Raw genomic sequence first — 16,932 nt, forward strand, 5'->3', positions numbered from 1 at the left:
TCAGATAGACAGTTTGCGTCCCTGATCAATGATCAGATCGCCAAGTTTTTCAAGATAAAGCGCACCCGCGACGGTGCGTTTGATGATCACGTTGCGCCTGTCGCGCTCGTCACGCGTCCGGGTGACGAGGCCGATATCGCCCATCGTGTCCAGCGCGCGGGTAATGACCGGCTTGGTGACGCCGAGAATGACGGCCAGCCCGCGCACCGTATGCGGAGGCGGTACGAGATAGATATGCAGGAGAATGGAAAGCTGGCGAAGCGTCAGGTCACGGTTGTCGATCCTGACCTGTTGCAGCGAAACGCTGTGCCAGAGGCTGAGGGCTTGCGACGCTGATAGTTCGACCGGCATCGGAGGCCCTCGGTTCAATCCGCGCGTACTTTAGCGGCAAGATTGTTACGGAACCGTTTCTTTTGGCCGGGGCAGATTCGAGAGATGGTCTTTTCAGTTCGCTCCGAGCGCCGTTTGGCCGTATCCGCAGCAGCGACCGCAAAGTCGACAACCAAGGGAGGGACGAGGACGAGGAGGACAGGCGCAAGCGCGTCGTGCTCTCTTGGGTTCGCTCGACGCATTTCAGGTTTGTTTTGCATGTCATTGTCGCAAAAACCGTCGCACATTCTTGCGTGACATGCTTTAGAACAGGCTGCCCTGTTTTGAAGGGGCAACTTGGGCAGGTTTCTCGGGCCGCTTCTTCGCCGGCTGAGGTGGCGGAGACGCTCCACCCTCTGTTGTCACCGCGTTGATTGAGCCATCGGCGAATTCAAGCGAGATTGCCTGGTTCAGCGACAGGGCGGCGGCAGATTTGACCGGTAGTCCGGCATCGTCGCGAACCAGTGCATAGCCGCGCTTCAGCACATTGCGGTAGGAGAGGGACTGCAGGATACGATCCTGCGCTGCGACCGTACTGCGCCGACGCCTGACATCGGCGATCAGCGCGCTGTCGGCCCGCCCCATCAGGCCGGTCAGCCGATCCCCGGATCGGTGAATCTGGCTCAGCAACCGCGCCGGCAGGGTTCGCAGGGCAGCATCGGCGGAAGAGACGCGTGAAGCCGATCGCTGGATCAACCGCTCGACGATGCGTTCGGCACGGGTCATGCGCTCGCTCACGTTCTGGCGGCGTTCGTTGATGCGGTTCGACAGGACGTCGGGCCGCAGATGTGCCGCCGCGCGCTCGAACAGGCGGCGCTTATTGGCAGTGTTCATCTGCAGTCCGCGCCCGAGGCCCCCGGCCGCTTCGTCGAAACGGCGGCGCGGCAGGGCAAGAAGCTGGTCGAGTGAGGGCAAGGCGCGCGTCAGGGCGCGGACACTCTGGCGCCGATTGTCCATCTGGCGTCCCACGGCCGATTTCAGCCGGGCGGACAAAGCGGCGACACTGGCCTCGAGATCGGCCTTCACCGGCACGGCCATTTCGGCGGCCCCGGTCGGGGTGGGCGCACGCTGGTCGCTGGCATGGTCGATCAGCGTCCAGTCGGTCTCGTGCCCGACAGCGGAGATCAGCGGGATTTGCGAGTTCGCGGCGGCCCGCACCACGGCCTCGTCGTTGAAGCTCCAGAGGTCTTCCAGGCTGCCGCCGCCGCGCGCAACGATCAGGAGGTCCGGCCGGGCGATCGGCCCACCGGCGGCAAACGCGTTAAAGCCTTCGATGGCTGCCGCAACCTCATTGCCCGATCCCTCGCCCTGCACCCGCACCGGCCAGACGATGACATGGACGGGGAAGCGATCGGAAATCCGGTGGAGGATATCGCGAATGACGGCGCCGGTCGGCGAGGTGATGACGCCGATGACCCGGGGCATGTACGGCAGTGGCCGCTTGCGCGCCTGATCGAACAGGCCCTCGGCCGCCAGCTTGCGCTTGCGCTCCTCGATCAGCGCCATCAGCGCGCCGGCGCCGGCCGGTTCCAGCGTCTCGATGACGATCTGGTATTTGGAGGAACCGGGGAAAGTCGTCACCTTGCCGGTGGCGATCACCTCCATGCCTTCCTCGGGCCGGAACTTCAGCCGGCCCATCGTACCCTTCCAGATGACGGCGTCGATCCGTGCCTTGTCATCCTTCAGCGAAAAATAGGCGTGGCCCGAGGAATGCGGGCCGCGATAACCGGAAATTTCGCCGCGCACCCGCACCTGGTCGAACGCCTGTTCGACCGTCCGCTTGATGGAGCCGGACAGTTCCGAGACCGAATATTCGGCGAGATTGGAGGGCGAATCGGATTCGAAGAACGAGCTCATGAAGCCATTTTGCAGCGCCGCACCGCGAATGACCAGCCGTCGCATCCGCCCTCAACAGGCCTTTCGTCATCCCCGTTCATCCCCTCCGTGCCAAACCGTGCGCATCATGTCGGCAACGTCAACCGAACCTTGAGGACAAGCCGATGCCCGATCGTTTCGCCAGCAACATTCCCTCCCTGACCAGCCCCGCCACGCATGGTTTTTCCGTCACGCCGAACGACACGCTCGATCTCTCCGAAGCGACCCGGGCAATCTACGTTGGCGCCGGCGGGACGCTCGCCGTGCGGCTGCTGTCCGGCCAGACCGTGACCTTCGCAGGGGTTGCGGCCGGCAGCATCCTGCCATTGCGCGCCGACCGGGTTCTGGCCACCGGCACCACCGCCGGCAGCGTCGTGGGGCTCGTCTGATGGTATCGTTCGGCTTCAATTCCGGCATCGGTCTTGCGGCGTCCGCGAATGCGTGGTTTTCCGGTTCGGCTTTCACGATCGTGGATGCTGCCGACAGCGTGTCGAAAGCGCCGGCCTTCATCGCGGATTTTCGCAGGGATCGGTATGCCCTGACCTCCGTTGCGTCGGGTGGAATAGCGGCTGCCACGGTCGATGCCCTGATCGTGCCGCAGTCGGTGGCTTTCACCGACCTGTTTTCTTTCACGCGGGCTTCCGTGGCCGAATATCTCGACGCGGCGGGCACGGCGCAGCAGGCGGCAGTCGATACGCCGCGCTTCGACTATCGCAACGGCCAGCGGCAACTGCTGCTCGAAGGTTCGGCGACAAACCTGTTCCTGAATTCCTTCGCTCCGGCAACGCAGACGGTCACGGTCGCCAATGGCAGCCAGTACACTGTCTCCTGCCGTGGCGGTGGTTCGCTGACATTGTCGGGCGCCGCGACGGGAACGGTGACGCAGGCTTCGTCACAGACCTTCACCGCATCGACGACCAGCCTGGCGCTCACCGCCTCCGGCACGCTCAGCCGCGCGCAGGTGGAAACCGGCGCGGTCGCCAGTTCCGTCGTGCAGACGGCCGGGGCGGCGGCGGCGCGAAGCGCCGACAGCTGCCGGCTTTCCGCCGTCGGCGAGGCACTGGTCCAGCGCAGTGCCGCGACACTCGTCGTGAAGACGCAGGCGCTTTCCGGATCTCTTGGCCGTCTGGTGGGCGCCGGCTCCGGCGATGAGCTGATCCGGCTCAACACGGCGCAGACGAGCATTCTGAGCGGCAACACACTGGTCCTGGCGGCGGTCGCGACACCCCTGCCGGCCTGTGGTATCGGTCTGGGATGGAGCGGCACGGGGCGCAGCGGCAGCTATAATGGCGCGGCTGTCAATTCCGATGCGATTGTTCCGACCGCAACCGGACAGGTCTATCTCGGGCGCAATCAGGCAGGCTTTGCCGCATCCGGTCGTTACGACAGCCTGGTGATCTGGCCGTTTCGCGCCACGAACGCATCGATCCAGGCGAGGGCGACCGCTTACGCCTGACGGGCTGAGAACCAGATTGGCCTCACGCGAAGGTGAGATCAATGCGTGCAACTTTTCGCGGGTTGTCTCCGTTCCAAACTTTCGGAGGATTAAACGAAATTTAGCGAGCCTGGTGCAAAGTTCCCGTATTAGATTGGTCACTGGGAGTGTCGGATGATTATCTTGACCGCATTTGCAATCGGGCTTCTGTCGAGCGCTTCACGGTCGGTGGCGTGCTATGTCCTGGCGGGCTGCCTGATCATCACGAGCTTCGCGCTGGCGGCGCTGGCCGGCTCGGTGTCGTTGACCGCACTTGGCCTGGCCTTGCTCGGCTATAATGCCGGAATCGCCGCGACCATGGTCGCGGCCCTCGCGACGACAACGCGCCGCTCTCTATGACCCGCTTGAATTTTCCCCGGATACCAACCCGCCGAGATTAACCGGCGGGTTCTCTTGGCTTGAACCGGCTCAGACCGTTTCCCAGCCGTCCTTCTCGCTGGCGCGGTAGATCGCGTCGATCAGTTTCTGGTTGTTCACCGAGCTTTCCAGCGTCACGACCTCTTCCGCCTCGCCCTTCGCGGCGCGTGAAAATGCCTCGGCCTCGAGCTTGTACTGGCGGGCATCCTGGAAGCGGAAAAGCTGCGATTGCGAATGGTTCTGGTTGGTCAATTCCAGTTCCTCCGCGCCGTAGCGATCGGCGTTGAACGGGGACTTGACCTCGATGAAGCCCTTGTCTCCGTGGAAGACCATGACCTGCCGGGCGGCGAGCTGGGTCGAGATGTAGAAGCTCAGCTCGAAATCGCCGAAATCCGCCCGCACGCTCGAATAGATGTCGGTACCGAAATCCGGATCACGGTCGGTATCGGCCTGGACGCGGATCGGCTCCTTGCCGGTGACGAAACGGGTCGAGATCGTCGGATAGACGCCGATGTCGGGCAGGCCGCCGCCGCCGAGTTCCGGCATGTTGCGCATGTTGCCGGCATCGCGATTGTAATAGGTGAAGGCGCCTTGCACATGGCGCAGCTTGCCGATCGCGCCCTCCTGCAGCAGCGAGCGGACCTTGTGCCAGACGGGGCTGTAGGTGACCATATAGGCTTCCGACACCAGAACCTTGTTGCGGTCGCGCGCCTCGATCAGCGCACCGATTTCGGATGCGTTCAGTGCGATCGGCTTTTCGCAGAGCACATGCTTGCCGGCATCGGCGGCTTTGATCGTCCATTCGACATGCTGAGAGGTCGGCAGCGGAATATAGACGGCGTCGATGACATCGGAAGCCAGCATGTCCTCGTAGGAGCCGAAGGCGTGTGGCACCGAGAACCGGTCGGCCATGGCGCGAGCCTTTGACAGGTCGCGGCTGGCAATCGCCGTCACGACGCAGTTTTCCGCGTCCTGGATGGCGGGAACGACGAGTTCGCGGCCGATCTTGGCCGTCGACAGAATACCGAAACGCAACATGATGTGTCCTCCCGTTTGTTGGCCGCACACTAGCGGTGAGGTACGTGCCCATCAAGCGGCGGCTCGCGAATAAAGTTTCCCGCACCCGTGTAAAAATGCTGTACGGCGCCTATGTCGATGGGGCAGACTTTACCCTCCCGTTGCAGCAATCTCCCATCATCTTGGAGCGACCCATGGAAACGCGAACCCTCGGCCGCACCGGCCTGTCCATCGCACCGCTGGTTTTCGGCGGCAATGTCTTCGGCTGGACGGCGGATGAAAAGACCTCCTTCCAGTTGCTCGACGGTTTCGTCGGCGCAGGATTCAACGCCATAGACACCGCCGATGTCTATTCGTCCTGGGCGCCGGGCAATTCGGGCGGCGAATCCGAGACGATCGTCGGCAAATGGCTGAAACAGTCCGGCCGCGCCCGCGACGAGGTGGTCATCGTCACCAAGGTCGGTTCGGACCTGGGAGAGGGGCGCAAGGGCCTGTCGGAACGCTGGATCCTGCAGGCGGTGGAGGATTCGCTGCGGCGGCTGCAGACGGATCATATCGATCTCTACCTTTCGCACTGGCCGGATGCGCAGATACGCTATGACGAGACGCTTGGCGCCTATGACAAGCTGCTGCGCCAGGGCAAGGTCCGCCATGTCGGCGCCTCCAACCTCAATGCATCGCAGCTTCGCGCGGCGCTGGACGTCTCCGCCGCAAACGGTCTGCCGCGCTACGACGTGCTGCAGCCGGAATACAATCTCTATGACCGCGCCTCCTTCGATGGCGCGCTGCGCAACCTCTGCATCACCGAGGAAATTGGCGTCATCACCTATTACAGCCTTGCCTCCGGCTTCCTGTCGGGCAAATACCGGTCGCACAAGGATCTCGAGGGCTCGGTGCGCGGTGGTGGCGTCGGCAAATATCTCGACGGGCGCGGCATGCGCATCCTCGGCGCTCTCGACGAGGTGGCGGCAGAGACCGGCAATACTCAAGCCGAAATCGCACTCGCCTGGGTTATGGCCCGCAAGGGCGTGACGGCGCCGATCGCCAGCGCCACCAGTCTCACCCAGCTCGAAAGCCTGGTGAAATCCGTCGCCGTGAGCCTGTCCGACGAGGCTTGCCGGCTGCTCAACGAAGCGAGCGAATGATTGGCCGAGGTCCGAGAGGATCAGCGATGACTTTGAAATTCGCGACGCCCTGCCGGAAGCCGAAGCCGATTGGCGCCGCCTCTGGGCGCGGCTCTATTGGCACACCGACGAAGGCAACGAGACCGCCCGCAAGCTCTACGACCGGTATACCGAAGCGGATGGCCATGTCCGCTACCGGATAAGCTCTTAAATCTTGAGTTCGGGAAGGCCCTTGTAGAATTCCACGTGGCTGCCCGTATGGTTGGCCATGCCGGCCTTGGTCAGCACGCCGGCCGGCGCAATATAGCTGCGGATGCGCCGGACCGGCCGCTCATGCCACTGGATGTTGAACGCCCAGAGTTTGGGAAAGAAGCAGAGCGAGGCATAGGGCAGGTGGTCGTGGATCCACCAGGCGAGCGACTGCCAGCCCAAAAGTATCTCGCGCCGGTCCCAGACGGAAGGAATGACGATGCAGGCGGTCGCCCCCATGCATCCGTCGGCGTCGCGCATGTCCCAGATATGGTCGGCAGCGGTTGCCGCGTTGGTCGAGCAATTCAGTTTGTTCCTGTTGCCGAAATCGTTGACCGAGCGCGAGCGATAACCGGAGCGGATATGCAGCCGCCCGAACGTCCGATGCAAGGGTTCCAGCAATTCGCCGCAGAGCTTCGTACCCGCCTCGATCGCCAGCTGAGGATCGTCGGGAATGTTCGGCATGCCGTAGAAATCGGCGATTTCCGAATGCAGGAAATCGCGCAGGAAGAAATTCTCCGACAGGCGCGCCCGCCCCATGTCCTCCAGCGCCCGCATTGATCCCGGTTTCCGCATTCAGGCTCCTCCTTTTTCAGGAAGATTAGGCCGCGTTCGCCGTCCACACCACCCGTTTCCCGAAGGCAACTGCAAGTACCCGGTCTTTGCCGCTTTTCCCCGCCATGATAGACTTCCCCGGCAAAGCAAGGGAGGTTCGCGAATGTCCGACATTCAGTCCATTGGCGCGGTTGTTCACCTCTATATCGACGGCATGGCGTTCTGCAACGAGGTGGCGCTGCGCAAGGCCTTTCATCCCGATGCCAAGATCATCGGCAATTATGAGGGCGCCGTCGAATGGATGTCGCGCGACGACTTCATCGCCGCCATCCTTTCCGAACCACCGGCCCCGCCCGGAACCCAGCCACTGATGGAAATCGAGATCACCGACATCGAAGGCGACGCCGCGTTCGTCAAGGTCGCCGACGAATTCGCCGGCATGCGTTTCACCGATTATCTGTCACTGCTCAAGATCGAAGGCCGCTGGGTAATCGTCAACAAGCTCTACCATTTGCACCGGTAGGACGGCGGGGAGACGCGGGTTCTCCTTCGAAATTGTGGGCATGCCGCGGCGTTTGGTACGGAGAAGTCCGAGAGTCCCGTCATCCCGGACCTGTTCCGGGCTCCATCCCGCCGCGTCTGTGCGCAAAAGTCTCTTTCAGGAGGCAAGGGATATCCTCGCTGCTGCAAACCTCCCGATTTATAGCCAGCTATCCTGACGGCCGCTCATCGTCACAGAGCCACGGTGCCATGCCTGTCTTCGAAAGTGCAGCAAACGGACAAGCCCTCTTCATCTTCCTGCCGCAATCGTTAGTATGAAACGGAACAACACCATTTGGGGACCCCTGATTCCATGATCAAGAAATTCGCCGTCCTGGCCATTGCCGCGATTTATCTGTCCGGCTGCACCACCACCGACCCGTATACGGGCCAGCAGAAGATGTCGAACACCGCCGGCGGCGCGCTGATCGGTGCCGGCCTTGGCGCCGCGACCGGCCTTCTGGTTGGCGGCAGTGCGGCCGGCCGGCGTGATGCGGCGCTCGTCGGCGCCGGTATAGGTGCACTCGGCGGCGGCCTGATCGGCAATTACATGGACAGCCAGGAAACCGAACTGCGCGCCCAGTTGCAGAGCACAGGCGTCTCGGTTACCCGCGTCGGCGATCGCATCGTTCTCAACATGCCGGAAAACATCACCTTCGGCACCGACCAGGATCAGCTGAACCCGAATGCCTATCCGACGCTTGATTCCGTCGCCATCGTCCTGCGCAAGTTCAACAAGACCCTGATCGACGTCGACGGCCATACCGATTCGACTGGCAGCGCCAGCCACAATCAGGACCTGTCGGAACGCCGCGCCATTACGGTCGCCAACTATCTTGGCTCGCGCGGCGTCGATCAGCGCCGCATGTCGGCCGTCGGTTACGGGCCGGATCGCCCGATCGCATCGAACGCCAGCCCGGCTGGCCGCGCCCAGAACCGTCGCGTCGAAATCTCGATCGCGCCGATCAAGGAAGGCTGATCGCGGTTTTGATTGTGTGATGGCGTGACCCGGCGCCGCCGGGTTTCGTCGGCGCCTCTCTTCTCCCCGGCGGGGAGAAGAGGAATCCCCCCGATCACTTCGACACGTAATCGTGTCCCTCGCCCCGGAAATCCGTCACCATGAAGCAGCCGCCGCCATTGTCCTCGATCGTCGAGGCGCTGATGACGGCTTTGCCGTGACCGCCGGGGATGTCGAGAATATAGGTCGGCTGGCAGAGGCCGGAGACGCGACCGCGCAGGGCGGCGACCAAGGCTTGGCCTTCCTCGATCGACAGGCGAAAATGGCTGGTGCCGGGCGCGAGGTCAGGATGATGCAGGTAATAGGGCTTGATCCGGTTTTCCACGAAGGCGCGCATCAGCGAAGCCAGCGTCTCGGCATCGTCGTTGACGCCCCTCAGTAGAACCGACTGGCTGACCATCACCACGCCCCTGTCCACCAGCCGAGCGCAGGCGGCTCGTGCTGAAGCCGTCAGTTCGCGCGGATGGTTGGCATGCAGCGCCAGATAGGTCGTCTTGCCGCTCGCCTTCAGCGCATCGATCAGCGCCGCATCGACCCGTTCCGGCTCGACCACCGGGACGCGGGTGTGGAATCGAACGATCTTGAGGTGATCGATCGACGCCAGTCTTTCCATGATCGCCGCCAGCCGCCGGGGCGAAAGTACCAGCGGGTCGCCGCCCGTCAGGATGACTTCCCAGATTTCGGGATGGGCGGCTATATAGGCGAAGGCGGTATCCATCGCCTGCGATGCAAGTGTGCCGAGCCCTTGCGGTCCGACCATTTCACGGCGAAAGCAGAAACGGCAATAGACCGGGCAGACATGCACGGCTTTCAGGAGAACACGATCCGGATAACGATGCACGATGCCTTCGACCGGACTGTGGGCGGCGTCCCCGATCGGGTCCTCGCGCTCTTCCGGCAGGCGGAGAAGCTCGGCCGCATCAGGCACGAACTGACGGGCGATGGGATCGCTCCCGTCATTCCTGTCAATCAGCGCGGCGATGGTCGGTGTCACGGCAACCGCATAACGCTCGGCGACAGCCTCCAGTCCGGGCCGCTTTTCGACGGAAACGAGGCCGGCCTCTTCCAGGTCGCCGATGGTCTTCAGGGAGCGGGGCGCCGTCATGCACGCCCTCCATCGTGAATATCCGTCCGGGCGACCGGCGCCCAGATCACCTGGTCGATGCGCGGCGCGCCCGTTGCCAGCATGACCAGCCGATCAAAGCCAAGCGCACTGCCGCTCGCCTGCGGCATGATTGCAAGTGCGGCGAGGAAATCCTCGTCGAGGGGATAAGTCTCGCCATAAACGCGCGTTTTCTCGGCCATTTCCATCTCGAAACGGCGGCGCTGCTCGGTGGGATCGGTCAGTTCCCCGAAGGCATTGGCAAGCTCGACGCCGCAGGCATAGAGCTCGAACCGTTCGGCGACACGCGGATCGTGCTGCGTCGGCCGCGCAAGTGCGGCTTCGGCGACCGGATATTCAAAGAGGATCGTTGCGTGTCCATGGCCGAGATTGGGTTCGACCTTCTCAACGATCACCCGGCTGAACAGATCCGCCCAGGTATCGTCGTCCGCCACCCGCGACCCGGCGGTACGCAGCGCGTCGGCCAACCGGTCGCGGTCGGTGTCCCCCGTCCTGTCGATCGAGGCCAGAAGATCGATGCCGGCAAAGCGGTCGAAGGCTTCCGCAACCGTGATGCGCTCAGGCTCCGCGAAGGGGTCGGCCTGCCGGTCGCGATAGGTCAGTTGTTTCGCGCCGGCTGTCTCGGCAGCAAGCGCCAGGATATCGGCGCAGTCGGCCATCAGCGTCTCGTAATTTTCGCCTGCGCGGTACCATTCGAGCATGGTGAATTCCGGATGATGCAGCGGCCCACGCTCGCGGTTGCGGTAGACATGGGCGAAACAGGCAATGCGCTCTTCGCCGGCGGCCAGCAGCTTCTTGCAGGCAAATTCCGGCGAGGTGTGCAGATAGAGCGGCGCCGTGCTGCCATCATGATTGATGGCGGATGTAGCGAAGGCGTGCAGATGCGCCTCATTGCCGGGCGAAACCTGCAGGGTCGCCGTATCGACCTCGACGAAGTCGCGCGCGGCGAAAAATCCGCGCAACGCCGCCTGGATCCGATTGCGGCCGAGAAGGAAGCCGCGGCGATCGGCATGAACGTCGGGCGTCCACCAGGGGGATGCGGCTGGCATGGAGAGTGGTTCCGTTTTCTCGGTCAGGCTCGATTTTTACGACAATTGTACGGTTTCTTCCGGCTCGATCCACCGTCACACTGGCAATTTGCCCGGATATAGGATAGGTGCGGCCCGAAACGCATTCTGGCGTCTTTGACGCGCATTTCCTGCGCTCCTCTACGACGCATCAAGCTCAGTTACAAGGAAGACTTATGGTCAAGGTAATCGCCTCCTCCGTCCGCAAGGGCAACGTTCTCGAAGTCGACGGCAAGCTCTATGCCGTGTTGACCGCGGCGAACTTCCACCCCGGCAAGGGCACGCCTGTCACCCAGGTCGACATGCGCCGCATTTCCGACGGCGTGAAGGTGTCGGAGCGTTGGCGCACGACGGAACAGGTCGAGCGCGCTTTCGTTGAGGATCGCGACCATACCTTCCTCTACGAAGATGGCGAAGGCTTCCATTTCATGAACCCGGAAAGCTATGATCAGGTCGCGGTTTCGCCCGACGTTATCGGCGACGACAAGGCTTACCTCCAGGAAGGCATGTCTGTTCAACTGAAGATGTTCGAAGGCGTTTGCCTTGCCATCGAGCTTCCGACACGCATGACGCTGGAAGTCGCCGAGACCGAGCCGGTCGTCAAGGGACAGACGGCGTCGTCGTCCTACAAGCCGGCCATCCTGTCGAACGGCGTGCGCACCATGGTCCCGCCGCATATCGGCGCCGGCACCCGTATCGTCATCCTGACGGAAGATGCGTCCTACGTCGAGCGCGCCAAGGATTGATCCCTGACACCTACGTATGAAAACGGGCGCGACTCGCATCGCGCCCGTTTCCGTTTCCGCCGCAAACTTTAAAACCTAATGTTTCAATTCCGGATAGGCGTTGGCCACGTCGTCCGCATCCAGGCGGCTGTCGTCATATCCTTCGAGCGTCACCGCCACGGCGTCCTCGACGCCCACCCCGCCTTCGCGACGCACGGCGATCCTTGAACCATTGTTGCGCACCAGCACCGCTTCACCGTTGAAACCCTGCTTCATCAGCCAGTCGCGCGGCGCATGAAGACGAATGCGAACCTGCCGGCTGTCATCCTCCTCGCGCGCTTCAACCAACTCGTAGGACACCGGCTGCGACTGGCCGTTGATCTCCAACTGCCCCTGCCCATTGCCTTCGGCTGCGAATGTCAGCATCGGTTCTCTCTTTCAAGGCCTAACGGCGCACGGCGCGCCCGACGGCGATCAGGATACAGGCTCCGATGAAGCCGATGATCAGGTAGGCGAGCCAACCGGTGAAACCCATGCCGGCAAACGCGAGGATGGCATTGAGCACGACCGCGCCGATAATTCCGAGAATGATGTTCATGAACACGCCCATATTGGATTTCATGAACTGTTCCGCCAGCCATCCGGCGAACCCGCCGATGATGATTGCTGCAATCCAGCCAACGCCATTCACGTCCATGTCCTGTCCTCGCTCGAAATTTCACCCTTGTTGGCATGCCTAACGGTCGAAAGGGCGAAATGTTCCCGACGCCAGCGCCGGTCCATTCGGATTCCAGCATCAAATGCCCTTATGCTCACCCCATAAATATGAATTTGAACGGCTGGCCGCTGTTCGGTAGAGCCAAAGGGAAGACGAAGAGCATCGCCGCCGGAGGACGACATCATGGATCAGTCAGCAGACACGACGGTGCCGGCGGCAACAGCGCCGATGACGACGGGAACCGCCGCGGCGCTGACTGGCGGCCTGATGTGCCTCTTGTCCATGTCCAGCGTGCAGTTCGGCTCAGCCTTCTCGGCACCGGCGATCGCGGCCTATGGTCCATCCGGAACCACCTGGCTGCGGCTGATATGGGCGGCGGTGCTGCTGGCCATCGTCGTGCGACCGCCGATCTTGCGCTATTCGCGTGCGCAGTGGCAGACCGCCGGCGTGCTCGGCGCGTCGATGGCGGGCATGACATTGTGCTTCTTCGCCGCCATAGAGCGCATTCCGCTCGGGCTTGCCGTGGCCATCGATTTTCTCGGTCCGCTCACGGTCGCGACTTTCGCCTTCGGCATCGGCTGGCGGCTCGTCTGGCCAATGATCGCCGGTGCTGGCGTGTTGTTGCTTGCCCATGACGGCAATGGCTGGATCGGCGATCCCACCGGCATTCTCCTGGCCTTTGGCGCGGCGACCGGCTGGGGGCTCTATATCATCCTGATGAAGAAGGCTGGCAGCGCCTTCGAGGGGCTGCAGGGCCTTTCCATGTCACTGATCGTCGCGGCCATCGTCGCCACGCCGTTCGGAATTCTCGACGCGCATCGCATGACGATCGAAGGCGTCTTCAGTGTCGCCTGGCTGGCGCTGCTCGTGCCGCTCATTCCCTATGCCCTGGAAATGATCGCGCTGCGCCGCATGAGCACGTCGTCGTTCGGCATCCTGATGAGCCTTGAGCCCGCGCTCGGCGCCCTTGCCGGCTTCATCGTGCTCAGCCAGCCGATGACGGCGCTGCAGGTGGCCGGCACGCTGCTCGTGGTGGCGGCGAGCGCCGGGGCCACTGCCACCGGTCGTTGAAATTCACGAAATTGGGACGCGCATTTTGAAAACCCGGTGATAGAGTGCCGCTCTACCAGCGTCGCTTTTCAATTCGAGGTGTGCATGTTTCCACTGTCGCATATGATGAAAGCCTTCATCCGCAAGGGCCAGCTGACGGTCATCGACGCGGATGGCAAATCGCACGTTTACTCCGGCGAACCCGGCCCTGAAGTCACCATGCGGCTGACGGACCGCAAGCTCTACCGCACGCTCGTCTTCAATTCCGAACTGGCCGCCGGCGAAGCCTATATGGACGGCACGTTGTTGTTTGAAAACGGCTCGACGCTCAAGGATTTCCTGACGCTGTTTTCGGTCAACCGGCTGTCGCTCGGCTCCTACCCGATCCAGAAACTGCTCCGCGCCATCAAGATGCGCTTCCGCAATCGCCAGCAGTCCAACGTCAAGGGCGAGGCGCAGCGCAATGTCGCCCACCACTATGATGTCGGCAACGAATTCTACAAGCTCTTCCTCGATGACAACATGCTCTATTCCTGCGCCTATTTCCGCGATCCGGGCGAGACGCTGGAACAGGCGCAGCGCAACAAGCTCAGGCTGCTTGCCTCCAAGCTCTGCCTGCGGCCCGGCATGAAGGTGCTGGATATCGGCTGCGGCTGGGGCGATCTGGCGCTCTATCTCGCCCAACTGGAAGATGTCGAGGTTCTGGGCGTGACGCTGTCGAAAGAACAGCAGGCGCTCGCCACGCAACGGGCCAAGGATGCCGGGCTTGAGGGCCGCGTCCGGTTCGAGTTGCGCGACTACCGCGATGTCACCGAAACCTTCGACCGGATCGTCTCGGTCGGCATGTTCGAACATGTCGGCGTCAGCCATTACGACGAATTCTTCAAGAAGTTGAATGCGCTGATGCCCGACGACGGGATCGCCGTGCTGCATTCGATCGGTCATATGAGCCCGCCCGGCATGGCCAGCGCCTGGCTGCGCAAGTACATTTTCCCCGGCGCCTATTCGCCGGCCCTGTCGGAAGTGTTCGAGGTTGTCGAGCAAAATAGCCTCTGGGTCAGCGACCTCGAATTCCTGCGCGTCCACTATGCGACGACGCTGGCGCACTGGGTCGAACGCTTCGAGAAGAACCGCGACAAGGTCGTCGAGATGTATGACGAGCGCTTTGCCCGGATGTGGGAATTCTATCTGATCAGCTGCGAAATGATGTTCCGCACCGGCAGCCAGCTTGTGTTCCACATGCAGCTGTCGCGCTCGCGCGATGCCGCGCCGATCGTGCGCGATTACATCACCGACCGGCAGAAGGCCTATATCGTCCGCGAACAGACGCTCAATATCACCTTGTGACCGGCTCGTCCTGTCGGGGCTCCCATTGCAGCCTTTTGTAGTCGAAGCCGTATTCCAGCGTCGGCTTGACGATGGCGAAATAGGGCGAGAGGTCGAAATCGCGCGGCGTGTAAAGCGAGTGGTGGCGGATATGCAGGATCTCGGCCCGCGAGAATGTCGAGGTTGCCGCCGCCCGGCCCGGCGCGCGGGTGATTTCCGGCAGGATGGGATAGCGGATCTGCTCGAAGGCCTGTGCGATCAAAGTCGAGCAGATCGCCCGTGTCGGATCGCCCGAGCCGAAGGCCAGCATGCGGCGGCGAAAGCGCACCGGCACGGGCGGCGCCGGCATGAAATAGCGCAGCATGTCGAAAATGTTCTTCATGTCGTATTTCAGCCCAAGCCGCGACACCATGAAGGAGACGACCGCGTCGCGATCGTCCGGCGTCAGCCCGATCGGCCGGCAGATGCGGGTATTGTAGGTCGAATATTTGCTGAGCGGCGCCGCGACGCAGCCCTCGCCCAGATTGACCTCGATGAGCTGGGGGCGGTCGATGACCGGCCGTGCCGCCTGATCGAGCGTCAGCGGGATTTCGTCGCCGGCGAAGAAGGCTGCATGCGACCAGGTCGATTGCGTCAGATATTTGATCGCCGCCGAAACCTTGTGATTGCCCTCGATCAGCAGGATGTCGCCGGGCCTCAGCGTCCGCGCCAGTGTTTCCGGATCGGACGGCGTATAGGGCTCGTAACCGGATGTCTGCGCCGTCAGGCGTTCGGCCAGCGCCCTGCCGATGCGGTCGAGGAGCGTATCCTTGCTGGTCAGGAGCGGGTTCATGCGGGAAGGGCTTTCGCGGCGGTTCATCGTCCTATGCTTTTAGGAAGTTAACCCGCACGATGTCGAGTCGGCCGTTTCGCCTTGACCTTTCCGGCAGGCGACCTTATTTTTAGAACAATTCTAAACTAGGTATTCCGTATCATGTTTTCCCGCCTTCTTTCCCGCTTCAAGCGGCCGATTTCATCCCTGTCCGAACAGGAAATCCTGGCGCTTGCAATCTCGTCCGAAGAGGATGACGGGCGTATCTATCTCGCCTATGCGCAGAAGCTGAAAGCCGACTTCCCGGATTCCGCCAAGGTCTTCGAGGACATGGCGGAGGTGGAAAACACCCACAAGACCATGCTGATCGACATGCATCGCCGCCGTTTCGGCGAACACATTCCGCTGATCCGCCGCGAGCATGTCAGTGGCTTCCTGACCCGCAAGCCGGACTGGCTGCGCCAGAACCAGACACTGGACGCCATGCGCGGCGAAGCGGTGATGATGGAGACGCAGGCCTACAATTTCTATGTCGAGGCAGCGCGCAACACCTCGGATGCCTCGACCCGCCAGTTGCTCGGCGACCTGGCTCTGGCAGAGCAGGGCCACGAGGATATCGCCCGCATGCTGACCGACCGGCATGTGCCGGAGGATGTTCGCACCGCCGAAGACGAAACGGCGCACCGCCAGATGGTTCTCACCTATGTGCAGCCGGGTCTTGCCGGCCTGATGGACGGCTCGGTCTCGACGCTTGCCCCGATCTTCGCCGCCGCCTTCGCGACGCAAGACACCTGGCAGACCTTCCTCGTCGGTCTCTCGGCCTCCGTCGGCGCCGGCATTTCCATGGGGTTCACCGAGGCCGCCCATGACGATGGCAAGATTTCCGGCCGCGGTTCGCCGATCAAGCGGGGCCTCGCCTGCGGCATCATGACGACCGTCGGCGGGCTCGGGCACGCGCTGCCCTATCTCATCCCGCATTTCTGGACCGCCACCATCACCGCGGGGATCATCGTCTTCTTCGAACTCTGGGCCATCGCTTTCATCCAGAACAAGTACATGGAAACCCCCTTCCTGCGCGCCGCCTTCCAGGTGGTGATCGGCGGCAGTCTGGTGCTAGCGGCGGGGGTCCTGATCGGCAATGCGTGAGGCTGTCGTGACGTTCGCGCCGAGCAGTCGCTTTTCGCGATGGGTGTGACACACAGCGGACGGGGGGCAAGCTGATTGCGGGGGCGGGATGGACGGGGATAAGATTTATCGGGGCGTGCCATCTATGCAGGTGAACAAGTCGATCGCGAAATAAACGGCGGTCGAGAGGCCTATGAAATGCTTGATTGTCGCCTTTCGGCCCTAAGCAGACATTTCGTTTTAGGTCAGTCTGAGAGTTTTCCGGCATTCACATTGAGAGGCTTGGCGCACCACGGGCAAAAGGCGATCACAATTCCATCCGTTCGCTTTTCATTGGTGTTTATGGAGAAGACGCCGTGCGATCGGCCAATTAGAAAGTTTGCCTTTG

General features: G+C 62.3%; 19 protein-coding genes and 1 pseudogene. 11 read left to right on the top strand and 9 right to left on the bottom strand.

The genetic code is table 11. The features are described 5' to 3' along the window. Both VL202_RS13720 and xseA read right to left on the bottom strand, forming a co-directional pair. A complete protein-coding gene (locus tag VL202_RS13720; RefSeq protein WP_325464669.1) occupies positions 1 to 351 on the bottom strand; it encodes a MarR family winged helix-turn-helix transcriptional regulator in 351 nt (116 codons plus the stop codon). 282 nt (positions 352 to 633) lie between these two features. Continuing rightward, positions 634 to 2,226: an exodeoxyribonuclease VII large subunit gene (xseA, locus tag VL202_RS13725; protein WP_325464688.1), complete on the bottom strand. Its 1,593-nt coding sequence runs from the start codon at positions 2,224 to 2,226 to the stop codon at positions 634 to 636. A 143-nt stretch (positions 2,227 to 2,369) separates the two neighbouring features. On the opposite strand from xseA, the gene VL202_RS13730 reads away from it, so the two are divergent. From VL202_RS13730 to VL202_RS13740, 3 genes are all read left to right on the top strand, one after another. Next, positions 2,370 to 2,633 (top strand): spike base protein, RCAP_Rcc01079 family, encoded by a 264-nt coding sequence (locus VL202_RS13730; protein WP_325464670.1) that lies wholly within the window; start codon positions 2,370 to 2,372, stop codon positions 2,631 to 2,633. Further along, positions 2,633 to 3,700, top strand: a complete 1,068-nt coding sequence (locus tag VL202_RS13735) for a hypothetical protein (RefSeq protein ID WP_325464671.1) — start codon at positions 2,633 to 2,635, stop codon at positions 3,698 to 3,700. The genes VL202_RS13730 and VL202_RS13735 overlap by 1 nt, the downstream gene beginning before the upstream one ends. Positions 3,701 to 3,862: 162 nt before the next feature. After that, positions 3,863 to 4,078 (top strand): hypothetical protein, encoded by a 216-nt coding sequence (locus tag VL202_RS13740; protein ID WP_325464672.1) that lies wholly within the window; start codon positions 3,863 to 3,865, stop codon positions 4,076 to 4,078. A gap of 69 nt (positions 4,079 to 4,147) precedes the next feature. On the opposite strand, the gene VL202_RS13745 is transcribed toward VL202_RS13740, so the two are convergent. After that, positions 4,148 to 5,134, bottom strand: a complete 987-nt coding sequence (locus VL202_RS13745; protein ID WP_325464673.1) for a Gfo/Idh/MocA family oxidoreductase — start codon at positions 5,132 to 5,134, stop codon at positions 4,148 to 4,150. A 173-nt stretch (positions 5,135 to 5,307) separates the two neighbouring features. Here VL202_RS13745 and VL202_RS13750 point away from each other — a divergent pair, with 173 nt between their 5' ends. Next, positions 5,308 to 6,258 carry an aldo/keto reductase gene (locus VL202_RS13750; protein WP_325464674.1) on the top strand — a complete coding sequence of 317 codons (951 nt, stop codon included), beginning with the start codon at positions 5,308 to 5,310 and terminating at the stop codon, positions 6,256 to 6,258. Positions 6,259 to 6,340: 82 nt separating this feature from the next. Beyond that, positions 6,341 to 6,448, top strand: a pseudogene (locus VL202_RS13755) (GNAT family N-acetyltransferase); the annotation flags it as partial. Here VL202_RS13755 and VL202_RS13760 read toward each other — a convergent pair. Continuing rightward, the gene (locus VL202_RS13760) at positions 6,445 to 7,062 is read right to left on the bottom strand and encodes a hypothetical protein (RefSeq protein WP_325464675.1); all 618 of its coding nucleotides are present in this window, start codon (positions 7,060 to 7,062) and stop codon (positions 6,445 to 6,447) included. The pseudogene VL202_RS13755 and the gene VL202_RS13760 sit on opposite strands and share 4 nt — an antisense overlap. Before the next feature lie 142 nt (positions 7,063 to 7,204). On the opposite strand from VL202_RS13760, the gene VL202_RS13765 reads away from it, so the two are divergent. Both VL202_RS13765 and VL202_RS13770 read left to right on the top strand, forming a co-directional pair. Then, the gene (locus tag VL202_RS13765; protein WP_325464676.1) at positions 7,205 to 7,564 is read left to right on the top strand and encodes a nuclear transport factor 2 family protein; all 360 of its coding nucleotides are present in this window, start codon (positions 7,205 to 7,207) and stop codon (positions 7,562 to 7,564) included. Positions 7,565 to 7,894: 330 nt separating this feature from the next. Next, positions 7,895 to 8,560 (top strand): OmpA family protein, encoded by a 666-nt coding sequence (locus VL202_RS13770; protein WP_325464677.1) that lies wholly within the window; start codon positions 7,895 to 7,897, stop codon positions 8,558 to 8,560. Between the two features lie 94 nt (positions 8,561 to 8,654). Here VL202_RS13770 and VL202_RS13775 read toward each other — a convergent pair whose 3' ends face one another. Together VL202_RS13775 and epmA are read right to left on the bottom strand one after the other, a co-directional pair. After that, a complete protein-coding gene (locus tag VL202_RS13775) occupies positions 8,655 to 9,704 on the bottom strand; it encodes a lysine-2,3-aminomutase-like protein (RefSeq protein WP_325464678.1) in 1,050 nt (349 codons plus the stop codon). Next, positions 9,701 to 10,771: an EF-P lysine aminoacylase EpmA gene (gene epmA, locus VL202_RS13780; RefSeq protein WP_325464679.1), complete on the bottom strand. Its 1,071-nt coding sequence runs from the start codon at positions 10,769 to 10,771 to the stop codon at positions 9,701 to 9,703. The genes VL202_RS13775 and epmA overlap by 4 nt, the downstream gene beginning before the upstream one ends. A 194-nt stretch (positions 10,772 to 10,965) precedes the next feature. Between epmA and efp the strand changes: the two genes are divergently transcribed. After that, complete coding sequence (gene efp / locus VL202_RS13785) at positions 10,966 to 11,535, top strand: elongation factor P (protein WP_325464680.1); 570 nt, start codon at positions 10,966 to 10,968, stop codon at positions 11,533 to 11,535. Between the two features lie 75 nt (positions 11,536 to 11,610). Here the strand turns inward: efp and VL202_RS13790 are convergent, their stop codons facing one another. Together VL202_RS13790 and VL202_RS13795 are read right to left on the bottom strand one after the other, a co-directional pair. Further along, complete coding sequence (locus VL202_RS13790; RefSeq protein ID WP_325464681.1) at positions 11,611 to 11,940, bottom strand: hypothetical protein; 330 nt, start codon at positions 11,938 to 11,940, stop codon at positions 11,611 to 11,613. 19 nt (positions 11,941 to 11,959) lie between these two features. Next, on the bottom strand, positions 11,960 to 12,211 hold the full coding sequence (locus tag VL202_RS13795) for a GlsB/YeaQ/YmgE family stress response membrane protein (RefSeq protein ID WP_325464682.1): 252 nt from the start codon (positions 12,209 to 12,211) through the stop codon (positions 11,960 to 11,962). A 204-nt stretch (positions 12,212 to 12,415) separates the two neighbouring features. Between VL202_RS13795 and VL202_RS13800 the strand changes: the two genes are divergently transcribed. Both VL202_RS13800 and VL202_RS13805 read left to right on the top strand, forming a co-directional pair. Beyond that, positions 12,416 to 13,303, top strand: coding sequence for an EamA family transporter (locus tag VL202_RS13800; protein WP_414692861.1), 888 nt, complete (start codon positions 12,416 to 12,418; stop codon positions 13,301 to 13,303). Positions 13,304 to 13,387: 84 nt separating this feature from the next. Continuing rightward, complete coding sequence (locus tag VL202_RS13805) at positions 13,388 to 14,629, top strand: cyclopropane-fatty-acyl-phospholipid synthase family protein (protein WP_325464683.1); 1,242 nt, start codon at positions 13,388 to 13,390, stop codon at positions 14,627 to 14,629. Here VL202_RS13805 and VL202_RS13810 read toward each other — a convergent pair. Next, a complete protein-coding gene (locus tag VL202_RS13810; protein ID WP_325464684.1) occupies positions 14,619 to 15,467 on the bottom strand; it encodes a lipo-like protein in 849 nt (282 codons plus the stop codon). The two genes, VL202_RS13805 and VL202_RS13810, sit on opposite strands and share 11 nt — an antisense overlap. Positions 15,468 to 15,581: 114 nt before the next feature. On the opposite strand from VL202_RS13810, the gene mbfA reads away from it, so the two are divergent. Then, on the top strand, positions 15,582 to 16,565 hold the full coding sequence (gene mbfA / locus VL202_RS13815) for an iron exporter MbfA (protein ID WP_325464685.1): 984 nt from the start codon (positions 15,582 to 15,584) through the stop codon (positions 16,563 to 16,565). The last annotated feature ends 367 nt before the right edge of the window (positions 16,566 to 16,932 follow it).

Source organism: Pararhizobium sp. (assembly GCF_035497515.1).
Lineage (GTDB): Bacteria > Pseudomonadota > Alphaproteobacteria > Rhizobiales > Rhizobiaceae > Pararhizobium.

What these genes read in the sequence shown, in the direction of transcription:
- VL202_RS13720 (WP_325464669.1), bottom strand. Translation starts at nt 351, where the DNA reads ATGCCGGTCGAACTATCAGCGTCGCAAGCCCTCAGCCTCTGGCACAGC.
- xseA (WP_325464688.1), bottom strand. Translation starts at nt 2,226, where the DNA reads ATGAGCTCGTTCTTCGAATCCGATTCGCCCTCCAATCTCGCCGAATAT.
- VL202_RS13730 (WP_325464670.1), top strand. Translation starts at nt 2,370, where the DNA reads ATGCCCGATCGTTTCGCCAGCAACATTCCCTCCCTGACCAGCCCCGCC.
- VL202_RS13735 (WP_325464671.1), top strand. Translation starts at nt 2,633, where the DNA reads ATGGTATCGTTCGGCTTCAATTCCGGCATCGGTCTTGCGGCGTCCGCG.
- VL202_RS13745 (WP_325464673.1), bottom strand. Translation starts at nt 5,134, where the DNA reads ATGTTGCGTTTCGGTATTCTGTCGACGGCCAAGATCGGCCGCGAACTC.
- VL202_RS13750 (WP_325464674.1), top strand. Translation starts at nt 5,308, where the DNA reads ATGGAAACGCGAACCCTCGGCCGCACCGGCCTGTCCATCGCACCGCTG.
- VL202_RS13760 (WP_325464675.1), bottom strand. Translation starts at nt 7,062, where the DNA reads ATGCGGAAACCGGGATCAATGCGGGCGCTGGAGGACATGGGGCGGGCG.
- VL202_RS13765 (WP_325464676.1), top strand. Translation starts at nt 7,205, where the DNA reads ATGTCCGACATTCAGTCCATTGGCGCGGTTGTTCACCTCTATATCGAC.
- VL202_RS13770 (WP_325464677.1), top strand. Translation starts at nt 7,895, where the DNA reads ATGATCAAGAAATTCGCCGTCCTGGCCATTGCCGCGATTTATCTGTCC.
- VL202_RS13775 (WP_325464678.1), bottom strand. Translation starts at nt 9,704, where the DNA reads ATGACGGCGCCCCGCTCCCTGAAGACCATCGGCGACCTGGAAGAGGCC.
- epmA (WP_325464679.1), bottom strand. Translation starts at nt 10,771, where the DNA reads ATGCCAGCCGCATCCCCCTGGTGGACGCCCGACGTTCATGCCGATCGC.
- efp (WP_325464680.1), top strand. Translation starts at nt 10,966, where the DNA reads ATGGTCAAGGTAATCGCCTCCTCCGTCCGCAAGGGCAACGTTCTCGAA.
- VL202_RS13790 (WP_325464681.1), bottom strand. Translation starts at nt 11,940, where the DNA reads ATGCTGACATTCGCAGCCGAAGGCAATGGGCAGGGGCAGTTGGAGATC.
- VL202_RS13795 (WP_325464682.1), bottom strand. Translation starts at nt 12,211, where the DNA reads ATGGACGTGAATGGCGTTGGCTGGATTGCAGCAATCATCATCGGCGGG.
- VL202_RS13800 (WP_414692861.1), top strand. Translation starts at nt 12,416, where the DNA reads ATGGATCAGTCAGCAGACACGACGGTGCCGGCGGCAACAGCGCCGATG.
- VL202_RS13805 (WP_325464683.1), top strand. Translation starts at nt 13,388, where the DNA reads ATGTTTCCACTGTCGCATATGATGAAAGCCTTCATCCGCAAGGGCCAG.
- VL202_RS13810 (WP_325464684.1), bottom strand. Translation starts at nt 15,467, where the DNA reads ATGAACCGCCGCGAAAGCCCTTCCCGCATGAACCCGCTCCTGACCAGC.
- mbfA (WP_325464685.1), top strand. Translation starts at nt 15,582, where the DNA reads ATGTTTTCCCGCCTTCTTTCCCGCTTCAAGCGGCCGATTTCATCCCTG.